Below are 11310 nucleotides of genomic sequence, written 5' to 3'. Positions count from 1 at the left end.
GCCGTGACCTCATCCTGAGGAGCCGCGTCATATATTTGCACCGTTCGCGACGGCTTCGCCATCGCTCGGCCTGCTCGGGTGCGCGCGGCGTCTCGAAGGATGGCCTCCTGCGCTTCCAGCGTAAAGCCAGAAACCAGCCCTCAATTCCCCTTGAAGTCAGGTTTCTGCTTGTTGGCAAAGGCCTCGAAGGCGCGCGTAAAATCTTCAGTGGTCATGCACAGCGCCTGCGCGATCGCCTCGGCCTCGATCGCCTCCTCCACCGACATCGCCCATTCCATCGCCAGCATGCGCTTGGTCATGGTGTTGGCGAAGGTCGGCCCCGCCGCGATGTCTTTGGCCACTGCGTGCGCCTGCGAGAGCACGTCAGCTGGCGCAACGATGCGGCTGAAGAATCCCCAGCGCTCGCCCTCCTCGGCACTCATGAAGCGGCCGGTGAACAGCAATTCCGAGGCGCGCGCCTGGCCGATGATGCGCGGCAGGATCGCGCACGCGCCCATGTCGCAGCCGGCGAGCCCGACCTTGTTGAACAGGAAGGCGACCTTGGCGCCTGACGCAGCCAGCCGCATGTCGGAGGCCATGGCGATGATCGCGCCGGCGCCAGCGCAAATGCCTTCCACGGCCGAGACGATCGGCTGCGGGCACGCCCGCATCGCTTTCACGAGGTCGCCGGTCATGCGGGTGAAGGCGGTCAGGCCCTTGGTGTCCATCTTCACGAGCGGTCCGATGATCTCGAACACGTCGCCGCCGGACGAGAAATTGCCGCCGGCGCCTGACACCACGATCACCTTGACCTCATCGTCGAAGGCGCAGGCGCGGAAAAAATCCGTCAGTTCGCGGTAGCTTTCGAACGTCAGCGGATTCTTCCGCTCGGGACGGTTGAGCGTCACGGCAGCGACGTTGCCCTCGACCTTCAGAAGGAAGTGCCGTGGCTGATATTGCGCAAGCGGCAAGGTGACGGAATTGGCTGGCTGGCTCATGAGCTCTCCTTGCGAACCTATATCGTCATTGCAAAGCGACGAAGCAATCCAGACCACTTCATCCAATTTCTGGATTGCTTCGCTGCGCTCGCAATGACGTCCAAATTGACTTTACACGCGTCAAATCTCCCCGCCGGCAACGGCGATCGCCTGACCCGTGACGGCGCCTGCACCCTCGCCGCACAGCCACAGCACGGTGTCGGCAACCTCAGTCGGCGAAATCAGGCGTCCTTGCGGATTATGTTTGGTCAACTCGGCGACGGCGGCGCTGCGATCGCGGCCGGTCTTTTTCATGATGGTGTCGAGGCTGCCGGCAACAAGATCGGTGTCGGTAAAGCCGGGGCAGACCGCATTCACGGTGATGCGCGTCGACGCAAGCTCGAGCGCCAGCGAGCGCACCAGACCGATCGCCGCATGCTTGGCGGCGGCATAGGCGCTGACATAAGCGTAGCCCTTGAGGCCAGCGGTCGAAGCGATCACGACGATGCGGCCGAAGGGGCGCTCGCGCATCGCGGGCAATGCCGCCTGAATGCTGTGCACCACGCCCATGAAGTTGACGTCCATCATGCGCCGGAACAGCGCCGCGTCGGATTTGGCGAAGCTTGCGGATTCGGCCGCCCCGGCATTGGCGATCAGGATATCGATCGGCTGGCGAGCGGCGGCTTCTCGCATTGCCGCAACGACCGCGGCCTGGTCGGTCACGTCGGCCGTAACATAAGAATGCGCAACGCCGTGGGCCACCAGATCTTCCAGCGCAGCCGTTTGACGGCCGAGCGCGGTGACGACGGCGCCGGCTCCGGTCATTTGCAACGCGATTTGGCGGCCGATGCCGCGCGCCGCACCGGTGACGACCGCATGCGGGGAATTCGGCAGTTCCACCATGCGCGCTTCTCCCCGAATGAAAGCCCTCGGGTGCGGATATATTTTATACTTCAAGCTTTGGCAAACAAATCCGGAAAATCGCGCACGGTCAGGGGACGGGGCGATGGACGGCTGACGTAAGTTGCCGGGTCAGTTGCCGGAATGGGAGCCGATCGCCACCGGCACGATCTGCGGGGCGCTTTGCGTGGCGGCCGACGCACGCTCGGTCGTGACCGCAACATTCGGCGCTGGGGAGCGCCATTGCTCCGAGCCGAGTTTTCCTGCCACCACGATCAGAATGCCGGCGAGCAGCAGCCGCAGCGCGGTTTCGGGAACGCGCACCGCGCAATAGCTGCCGATCGCGATCCCCGGCAGCGAGCCGATCAGGAGCACGCCCAGCAACTGCCAGTCGGTCGAGCCCATGAACCAGTGCCCGATCCCGGCGACGAGTGTGAGCGGCACCGCATGGGCAATGTCGGAGCCGATGATGCGCACCATCGGCAGTTGCGGATAGAGCAGTAGCAATGCGGTGACGCCGACGGCCCCGGCGCCGACCGAAGAGATCGAGACCAGCACGCCGAGAACGACGCCTACGAAAACGGTGGCGCGCGCAATCGTCGTATCGTCCACGCGCTCCATGCGTACGCGCAATTTGTCGATCACGAGCTTGCGGAAGATCAGCGCGGTTGCGGTCAACAGCAGCGCGAAACACAGCACCGAATTGACCAGGCCCCGTGCCGCTTCGGCCGAGAGATCGAGTTGCCAGAGCACCAGCAGCGTCACGATGCTCGCGGGGATGCTGCCGGCCGCCAGACGAAGCACCGCCCGCCAGTAGATGGTGCCGGCCCAGCCGTGGACGAGGCCGCCGCCGGTTTTGGTCGCCGCCGCATACAACAGATCAGTGCCGACCGCCGTGGACGGATGGATGCCGAACAGCATGATCAGGATCGGCGTCATCAGCGAGCCGCCGCCGACGCCGGTCATGCCGACCAGAAGCCCGACGCTGAAGCCCGATGCCACGTAGACAGGATCGATCACAGGCGTCCCTTAACGTCTTGGCAGGGGAACAGCATCACGACCTTGCGGCCAAGTAGCCATGACGAAGCCCCTCCACTATCCCACCGCACATACAATGCCCGAGCATGGTGTCGGGATCCCGGTCATAGGTAGGAATATATTTTCCGGGGCCGCAATAGCGTCCACGAAAAAAGCATAATCCTTCTACCCGTCGGCGTCGTGGGGTGATTCCAGCCTATGCAAGCGGGCGCGGCCGATCATCCCGTTACCGCCTGATGTGGCATGCCAGTGGGCGGTCCAGCGGCACGAATCGGGCAGACGTCAGGCGGCGTCGCGGCGCGGGCGGAAGATCACGGGCTGCTTTTCGAGCTCGGCGGTCGGGACCGGACGGCCGAGCAAATAACCTTGCGCAAAATTGACGCCGAGCTGTTTCAGGCCGTCGAGCTGTTCGATGGTTTCGACGCCCTCGGCCGTCACCGACATGCCGAGACCGCGCGCCAGCGTCACGATCGAGGAAATGATCGCAGCACTTTTGTATTGTGCCGACAGATTGCCCATGAAGGACTTGTCGATCTTGATCTTGTCGAACGGGAACGTGGTCAGGCAGCTCAGCGACGAATAGCCGGTGCCGAAATCGTCAAGCGCGAGCGAGACGCCGAGATCGCTCAAGCGCTCCATGAAAACGAGATTCTCGCAGGCGCGCTCCAGCAGCACGGATTCGGTGATCTCGATCTCGAGCCGCTCCGCCGACAATCCGGAATTGCGTAGCGTGGTTTCGATGACGTCGAACAATTCGGCCTGCTTGAACTGCACCGGCGAAAGATTGATCGAAACCATGGTGTCGGCCGGCCACAGGGTCGCATCGTCGCAGGCCTGGCGGATGATCCATTCGCCGAGCGGCACGATCAGCCCGGTTTCTTCCGCGAGCGGAATGAACTGGTCCGGCGGGATCAATCCCCTCACCGGATGACGCCAGCGTACCAGCGCCTCGGCGCCGCGGCGGCGTCCGGTTTCGACGTCGAAATACGGCTGATAGTGAACCTCGAACAGGCAGCGCGCAATGGCGTCGCGCAGGTCGCCTTCCAGCGTGTTGCGCGCCTCGAGTTCGGCCGACATCGCCTCGTCGTAGACCGTGAAGCAGTTGCGGCCAGCGGATTTGGAACGATAGAGCGCAAGGTCGGCTTTCTTCAGGAGCTGTTCGCGGTCGACGCCATGCTCGGGCGCAATTGCAATCCCGATGCTGGTGCCGATCTCGACCTGGTTGCCCGGCAACTGGAATGGTTCGGCGATGAGCTTGGAGATTCGCCCCGCCAGATCCGTCGAATTGGCGCGCTGATCATGCTGGCCCGCCTGGATGATGGCGAATTCGTCGCCGCCAAGCCGCGCCAGCGCGTCCTCGCTGCGCAACGCCGAGCGCAGCCGAACCGCCACCTGCCGCAGCAGGGCGTCGCCGGCGGCGTGCCCCAGCGAGTCGTTGACGTTCTTGAAGCGATCGAGATCGACCATCAAAACCGAGAACACGCCGAGTTGCAGCGGATCGGATCCTGCGTCTTTCAACTGCTCGAGAAAAAACGCGCGGTTGGGGAGCCCGGTGAGAATGTCGGTCTGCGCCAGTTCAAGCACGCGTCGATTGGCCAAAGCGAGTTCGCGCGAGTTGCGGCTTGCCATGCCGAGATAGACCGAGAGAAAAATCGTGATGGCAGAACCTGCCGCGAGCACGGTCAAGGCGCGGTCGTAGTGCTCCATGAGGTGACCGCCGGCCGCGGGCACGGCCTTCGCCAGCCAGTTCGCATCGCCGATCCTGAGCGTGCCGGACCAGTACTGCCCTTGTTCGAACGCCTGCATGGATCGCGCAGTCGCATTCGCGGACGAATAGTCGGGCCTACTTTCGGCCTTGCCGTCCGCCTCCGGGGCATAGGCGGTCAATACGACCGCGGCAGATTCGGGCGTGACGGACCGGATCGATTGCAGGAGCTGGCTGAGATCGAACATGCCGACCACGAAGCCGGTCAGGTTGCGCCGGCGGTCGGCGATCGTCGCGCGCGAGGTTCCCTTCACATAGACCGGCACCGCGACGAGAACGCCGTGGGCCCCGCCGTTGTCGTTCTTGAACAGACGGGTCGGCGAAACGGCGACCGTGTCGGAATCGCGGGCGCGCTCGAGCGTGGCCCAGCGGATCGGGTCGGTGGAATAATCCGCGCCGTAGACCGGCGAGATTTTCCGCTCCGTCGAAAAATAGATCGGGAAGTAGAACTCGCTCTCCGGCGCGACGGAGACGACGCCGTTCGCCAGCGATTTGAAATGGTAGGCCGGAATGCCGTCGTTGATGGCCTCCGACTCGAATTCCGCGCGCTCCTTGCGATAGACCTTCGGCAGCCAGTTGACGCGAAGAACGCCGGGATGGTTTTCGAACAGCCGGCTGCCGAAAACCTCGAATTCACTGCGCGTCACGTCATCGTTGGCGGATTCGAACAACGCGCGCAGCGTAACCAGGCGGCCGAGATATTCGTTGACGCCGTTCTGCATCTCGATGAGCTGGGTCGCGGCGACGCCTTCGAATTCGGTCCAGGTGACGCGGCGCTCCCAGCGCGCCACGGCGTAAGCGGCGATCCCGGTCAGGATCAGGCCGATGCACGCCGCCACCCAGGCCGGCCGGTAAGGCTTCGCCCGGGGTGCGGGCGCCTTCCTCCGCTCGCCCATATTTTCCGGACGATCCTCGCCCGGATTTAGACCGCTCATCTCTTGCTTTCGCCCCAACGGGAACGGCTTTCCGAAGAGGCTGTTATGGGGCGGACGATGGTTAAAAAGCCTGAATGTCTACGGAGATAGCACCGCATTTGGATACCTTAGTTAACGATCTTTATGGATTTCATCCGCAGTCTCGGGAGCACAACTGAAAACGCCTCAGGGAAACCCGTCGACCTGTGAATTTGCCGACCGGGCGCGGACTTGAGGCCACGGAGTTAGCGAGCTCTTCATCCCCCTCCGCTAGCTTCTCCCCCATATGGTGGAATTCATCACGTAAAAGTGTTTCAATGAAGTATATGCAACTCAAGGCTTTATTTTGCCTGTTGCTGCTCGCGGCGCCTGCGCAGGCCGAGGAGGCTGGCGTTGCTGCGGACCGCATCCTGTTCGGCCAGGCGGCCGCCATGAGCGGCCCTTCGTCGGCACTCGGCGTGAAAATGCGCCAGGGCATTCTGGCGGCCTTTGCCGAGGTCAACGCCAAAGGCGGGGTTCACGGCCGGAAACTCGAACTGATCAGCCGCGACGATGGCTACGATCCCGACCGCTCCGTGTTGCAGACCTTCAAGCTGATCGAGGAAGACAAGGTTTTTGCCTTGATTGGCGCGGTCGGCACGCCGACGACGCTCGTGACGGTGCCGATCGCGAAGGCACAGAACATTCCCTTCATCGGTCCTTTCACCGGCGCCGGCTTTCTTCGCGGAAACGATCTTGCCAACGTCGTCAATATTCGCGCGAGCTACGCGGCCGAAGCCGAATCCTGGATCAAGCATCTGACCGAAGACCGCCACCTCAAGCGCATCGCGATCTTTTACCAGGACGATCCGTACGGCCGCGACGGTCTTACCGGGGTCAAGCTCGCGCTGGAAAGGCGCGGCATGGAGCTCGCGGCCGAAGCGACCTATGAGCGCAACACCAAGGCGGTGGCGTCCGCCATGCGCACACTCAGGCGCGCAGAGCCGGAAGCGGTGGTGATGGTCGGCACCTACGCGCCTTGCGCCGAATTCATCAAGCTCGCGCGCAAGAGCGGCTTCAACCCGGTATTCGTCAATATCTCCTTTGTCGGCGCCGTTGCGCTCGCCCAGGAGCTTGGCCACGAAGGCGAAGGCGTGATCGTGTCACAGGTCGTGCCGTTTCCATGGGACACGTCGATCAAGGTCGTTGCCGACTATCAGGCGGCCGGACGGCTGCTCGATCCCGAAATGGAGCCGGACTTCGTTTCGCTGGAGGGTTATCTTTCCGCACGGCTCGCCGCCGCCGCGCTTGAGATGGCCGGCCCCAATCCCACGCGCGAAGCATTCTTGCGGGTCATCAATGCGGTCGGCCGTTTCGACATCAGCGGCGATCATGTTGCCGTCGGACAGACGCCGCACGATGCCGCGAGCGATGTCTTCCTGACGGTGATTCAGGGCGACGGCACGTTCGCTTCCGTCAACAAGCTGTAGCCCACCGGTTCAGATCCGCTTAAGCGCTGCCAGGATCAGTTCCGGCGTCAGCGGGATTTCGGTGATCACGGCGCCGAACGGTGTGAGCGCATCGTTCACCGCATTGGCCACGCAGGCCGCGGCTCCGGCAGTCCCCGCCTCGCCTGCACCTTTGGCGCCGAGTTCGCTCTCAGATGTCGGCGACACCACGTGGCCGATATCGATATCCGGCATCTCGCCCGACATCGGCACCAGATAATCCGCCATGTTGGCATTGGTGAGCTGGCCGCGCTCGTCATAGAGGCATTTCTCGAACAACGCCGCGCCGAGGCCCTGCACCACACCGCCGCGGATCTGTTCGTCGACCAGCTGTGGATTGATGATGGTCCCGCAATCTTCCACCACCCAGTGCTTGAGCAGCTTGACGAAGCCGGTATCGGTATCGACCTCCAGCCACGAGGCCTGAATCCCGTTGGTGAAGGCAAAGGGATATTCGCGCGGCACGTAATGCCGCGTCGCCATCAGTTCCGGCTGAATGCCCGGCGGCAAGGTGTCGGGACGGAAATAAACGATGCGGGCGAGTTCACGCAGTTCGATCCGCGGCGCGCCGTCGCCGGCGTTCACGATCTGGTTGTTCGCAATGTCGAGTTCGGCGGGCGCGGATTGCAGGATCGCGGCGGCAACATCGAGGATGTTCTTGCGCAGGACTTTGGCGGCCTGAAGCGCCGCCTCGCCGCCGATGCCGGCGCCGCGCGAGGCCCAGGTGCCGCCGCCATACGGCGTCTGGTCGGTATCGCCGAGGATGACGCGCACTTTTTCCATGGAAACGCCGAGCACACTGCCGACGATCTGCGCGGTCAGCGACTCCGAACCCTGGCCCTGTTCGGTGATGCTGGTCAGGCAGATCACCGCGCCTTGCGCATCGAGCCGCACCGCGACGCCATCCTGCGAGGAAATCTTCGCGCCACCGACGCCATAAAACGCGGCGCTCGGGTTGGTCACTTCGATGAAGCTTGCAATGCCGATGCCGCGATGAATGTTCTGTTTGCGCAAGCTCGCCTGCTCGGCGCGGAGCGCGTCGTAGTTCATCATCTTCAGCAACTTGTTCAGCGCCTCGTGATGCGACAGCAGCTCGAATCGAAGACCGGACGCCGACGCGCAGGGGTAAGCGTCGTCGGGGACGAGATTGCGCCTTCGAATTTCCACCGGGTCCATGCCGATCCTTGCCGCGGCGAGATCGACCAGGCCTTCGGTGACCGAACAGGCGATGGGATGACCGACCGCGCGGTACTGGCACATCACGTTTTTATTCTGGAACACGACGCGGGCGCGGGCGCGATAATTCTTGGTCGTATAGGGACCGCCGACGAGGTTGACGACCTGATTGGCCTCGATCGCGCTGGTGCGCGGATACATCGAGTAAGGCCCGATGCCGGTGAGATCGTCGATCTCGAACGCCGTGATCGTGCCGTCGCGCTTGACGCCGATGCGCCCCTTGCAGCGATGGTCGCGGGCATGGATGTCGGTGTTGAAGCTTTCCATGCGGTCGGCGACGTATTTCACCGGCCGCTTCAACAATTTCGACAGCGCATAAGTCGCCATCTCGTCGGCGTAGATGTGAACCTTGATGCCGAAGGAACCGCCGACGTCCTTGCAGATCACGCGGACCTGTGCCTCCTGAAGGCCGAGATGCAACGCTGCGATATTCTGCACCATATGCGGCGCCTGGGTGCCCTGATAGATCGTGAGCCGCGCTTCCGCCGCGTTCCAGTCCGCCACCACCGAGCGCGGCTCCAGCGTCACGCCGGTGTGACGGCCGAAGACAAATTCGGCTTCCGCGATTTCGTCCGAGTCGGCAAAGGCTGCATCGACGGCGCCGGCGTCGAGCGCGCGTTCAAAGGCGAGATTGTCGCCGAGCGAGGCATGGATGACCGGCGTTCCGGCATCGAGCGCGGTGCGCATGTCAGTGACTGCGGATAGCTCCTCGTAATCAACCGCCACCAGATCGGCGGCATCTTCGGCGGCCGCGCGGCTGGTCGCGACGATGGCGACCACCGCCTCACCCTGCCAGCAGACGCGATCGACCGCTATCGCGCGCTGCGGCGCGGATTTCAGTCCCTTCAGGTGCGAGAGCACGCCGACCCACGGCGTGATGACGGCAGAAAGCTCTCCGCCGGTGACGACAGCGACAACGCCCGGCATTTTCCTGGCGTCTTGCGTCTCGATCGCCACGATCTTCGCATGCGCGTGAGGCGAACGCACGAACACCACATGCACCATCCGCGGCAGTTCGAGATCGCTGACATAGAGCCCGCGTCCCTGCAGCAGCCGGTCGAGATTGGGCCGCGGCACCGTCATGCCGATGTAGGAGTTCGGCCGGTCGAGCTCGGACAGCGCTTTGCCTTCGGACTTGTTCATAGGCCAGCCTTGCTCACGAGCCACCCCTGCGTGCTTTGGCGGTAGCCTCGACCGCATCGACAATCGCCTGATAGCCGGTGCAGCGGCAGTAATTCCCGGAGAGATGTTCGCGGATCCGCTCGCGGTCCGGCTCGCTTTCCGCCTTCAGGAGGTCCTGCGCGGAGATCAGCATGCCCGGCGTGCAGAACCCGCACTGCAACGCGTTGCGCTCGCGAAACGCGGCCTGAAGGTCCGATATTTCACCGGAGTCCGACAGACCTTCGATGGTTTCGACCGAGGCGTCGTTCGCCTGCACCGCCAGCATCAAGCAGGAGCGCACGATCTCGCCATTGACGCGGATGGTGCAGGCGCCGCACACGCCGTGCTCGCAACCGACATGCGTGCCGGTCAGCTTGAGGTGGTCGCGCAAAAAGTCGGCAAGGTTGATCCGCGGCGGAATCAACGCCTCGACGCGCTCGCCGTTAACTTCCAGCGAAATGGAATGCGCTGCCGTCACAGGCTTTGATGACCTCCCCGGTTTTTATGGAGATTAGACGAGTCCGTCAGTCAAAGGTCAAGCAAGCTTGTTTATCGAACGATTATTTCTGATGACTTGGGTTCGGGATATCGGCCATAATGCCGGCAAACGTACCAAGCCGCCTTCGGGAGAGAGCGAAACATGAAACTGGGCTTCTTCACCATGCCGATCCACCCTCTCGAGAAGGATTGGCGGGTTTCGCTGAAGGAGGATCGCGAGGCTTTCATCCTGGCCGACGAACTCGGTTTCACGGAAGCCTATGTCGGCGAGCACGTCACCGATCGCGCCGAAAACATCACCTCCTGCATTGCATTTCTGGCCTGGATCGCGGCGGCAACGAAGAACATCAAGCTCGGCACCGGCACCATCAACATGCCGAACACGCATCCCGCGGCAACCGCCGCGTCGCTTGCGATGCTCGATCACATGCTGGACGGCCGGCTGATTTTCGGCATCAGCCCCGGCGGGCTTTTGTCGGACGCCGAACTGTTCGGCAATCTCGACGCCAACCGTAACGAAATGTTCCTGGAGGCGATCAACCAGGTGCTTGAAATCTGGGCCAGCGAGCCGCCCTACAACATCAAGGGCAAATACTGGAACATCTCGGTCGAGCGGACGCTGATGGCCGATATCGGGCAAGGCTTCATCGCCAAGCCCCTGCAGCGGCCGCATCCGCCGATCGTCGTCACCGCCGTGGCGCCGTTCTCGAAAGGCGTGACGGAAGCCGCCGCCCGCGGCTGGGAACCGATCTCGGCGAACTTTTTGATGCCGGCCTGGGTGAAAAGCCACTGGCCGAAATATGTCGAGGGCTGCGAACGCGGCGGCCGGGTGGCCGATCCCGCCAACTGGCGCGTCGCCAAGAGCGTATTCGTTGCGAAAGACGCGGCAACCGCCAAGGCGTATGCGACCGATCCGAACGGGCCCTACGCGTTTTACTATCGCTCGCTCTACACCAAGCTCAAAAAGAACGGCCGCATCGAGCTCTTCAAGACCCGGCGCGACCAGCCCGATGACGAGGTGACGCTGGAATCGATCTGCGACAAGCTCGTCATCTACGGCACGCCCGACAGCGTCGCCGACCAGTTGCTCAAGTTCCAGGAGGAGGTCGGCACCTTCGGCACGCTGCTTTACGCCGGCAAGGACTGGAAGGACCGCGAGCTCGGCCGCCAGTCGATGATCCTGATGGCCGAAAAGGTCCTGCCACGCGTCAATGCGGGAATGAAGAAGTAGTCCACTCGCGGAGTCCTCATCCAGAGGAGCGGCCGTTTGGCCGCGTCTCGAAGGATGAGTAATTAAGCTATATTTGGTGCCTCATGGTTCGAGACGCCGCTGCGCGGCTCCTCACCATGAGGAA

8 protein-coding genes are annotated in these 11310 nt (G+C 62.9%); 2 read left to right on the top strand and 6 right to left on the bottom strand.

Annotation, left to right across the window (positions count from 1 at the left end; all coding sequences use genetic code 11):
- Positions 1 to 140: 140 nt before the first annotated feature.
- The 4 genes from BUA38_RS24320 to BUA38_RS24305 form a co-directional block, all read right to left on the bottom strand.
- A complete protein-coding gene (locus BUA38_RS24320) occupies positions 141 to 977 on the bottom strand; it encodes an enoyl-CoA hydratase family protein (protein WP_072821890.1) in 837 nt (278 codons plus the stop codon).
- Between the two features lie 120 nt (positions 978 to 1097).
- Positions 1098 to 1859: an SDR family NAD(P)-dependent oxidoreductase gene (locus BUA38_RS24315; protein ID WP_072821888.1), complete on the bottom strand. Its 762-nt coding sequence runs from the start codon at positions 1857 to 1859 to the stop codon at positions 1098 to 1100.
- Positions 1860 to 1988: 129 nt separating this feature from the next.
- Positions 1989 to 2876 (bottom strand): sulfite exporter TauE/SafE family protein, encoded by an 888-nt coding sequence (locus BUA38_RS24310; RefSeq protein WP_083587742.1) that lies wholly within the window; start codon positions 2874 to 2876, stop codon positions 1989 to 1991.
- Positions 2877 to 3176: 300 nt separating this feature from the next.
- On the bottom strand, positions 3177 to 5594 hold the full coding sequence (locus tag BUA38_RS24305) for a bifunctional diguanylate cyclase/phosphodiesterase (protein ID WP_156898693.1): 2418 nt from the start codon (positions 5592 to 5594) through the stop codon (positions 3177 to 3179).
- 296 nt (positions 5595 to 5890) lie between these two features.
- Between BUA38_RS24305 and BUA38_RS24300 the strand changes: the two genes are divergently transcribed.
- Entirely contained in the window at positions 5891 to 7042 is a 1152-nt protein-coding gene (locus tag BUA38_RS24300) for an ABC transporter substrate-binding protein (protein WP_072821886.1), read from the top strand.
- 9 nt (positions 7043 to 7051) lie between these two features.
- Here BUA38_RS24300 and BUA38_RS24295 read toward each other — a convergent pair whose 3' ends face one another.
- Together BUA38_RS24295 and BUA38_RS24290 are read right to left on the bottom strand one after the other, a co-directional pair.
- Positions 7052 to 9439: a xanthine dehydrogenase family protein molybdopterin-binding subunit gene (locus tag BUA38_RS24295; protein WP_072821884.1), complete on the bottom strand. Its 2388-nt coding sequence runs from the start codon at positions 9437 to 9439 to the stop codon at positions 7052 to 7054.
- A 13-nt stretch (positions 9440 to 9452) separates the two neighbouring features.
- Positions 9453 to 9935, bottom strand: coding sequence for a (2Fe-2S)-binding protein (locus BUA38_RS24290; RefSeq protein ID WP_072821882.1), 483 nt, complete (start codon positions 9933 to 9935; stop codon positions 9453 to 9455).
- A 162-nt stretch (positions 9936 to 10097) separates the two neighbouring features.
- On the opposite strand from BUA38_RS24290, the gene BUA38_RS24285 reads away from it, so the two are divergent.
- Complete coding sequence (locus BUA38_RS24285; RefSeq protein WP_072821880.1) at positions 10098 to 11186, top strand: LLM class flavin-dependent oxidoreductase; 1089 nt, start codon at positions 10098 to 10100, stop codon at positions 11184 to 11186.
- Positions 11187 to 11310 lie beyond the last annotated feature (124 nt).

The sequence above is a fragment of the Bradyrhizobium erythrophlei genome (genome assembly GCF_900142985.1).
Classification (GTDB): Bacteria; Pseudomonadota; Alphaproteobacteria; order Rhizobiales; family Xanthobacteraceae; genus Bradyrhizobium; species Bradyrhizobium erythrophlei_B.
This window is presented reverse-complemented; position numbering and strand designations above follow the sequence as displayed.

Excerpts from the sequence above, each read along its gene's own strand:
- BUA38_RS24320 (WP_072821890.1), bottom strand. The coding sequence starts at position 977 with ATGAGCCAGCCAGCCAATTCCGTCACCTTGCCGCTTGCGCAATATCAG.
- BUA38_RS24315 (WP_072821888.1), bottom strand. The coding sequence starts at position 1,859 with ATGGTGGAACTGCCGAATTCCCCGCATGCGGTCGTCACCGGTGCGGCG.
- BUA38_RS24305 (WP_156898693.1), bottom strand. The coding sequence starts at position 5,594 with ATGAGCGGTCTAAATCCGGGCGAGGATCGTCCGGAAAATATGGGCGAG.
- BUA38_RS24300 (WP_072821886.1), top strand. The coding sequence starts at position 5,891 with ATGAAGTATATGCAACTCAAGGCTTTATTTTGCCTGTTGCTGCTCGCG.
- BUA38_RS24295 (WP_072821884.1), bottom strand. The coding sequence starts at position 9,439 with ATGAACAAGTCCGAAGGCAAAGCGCTGTCCGAGCTCGACCGGCCGAAC.
- BUA38_RS24285 (WP_072821880.1), top strand. The coding sequence starts at position 10,098 with ATGAAACTGGGCTTCTTCACCATGCCGATCCACCCTCTCGAGAAGGAT.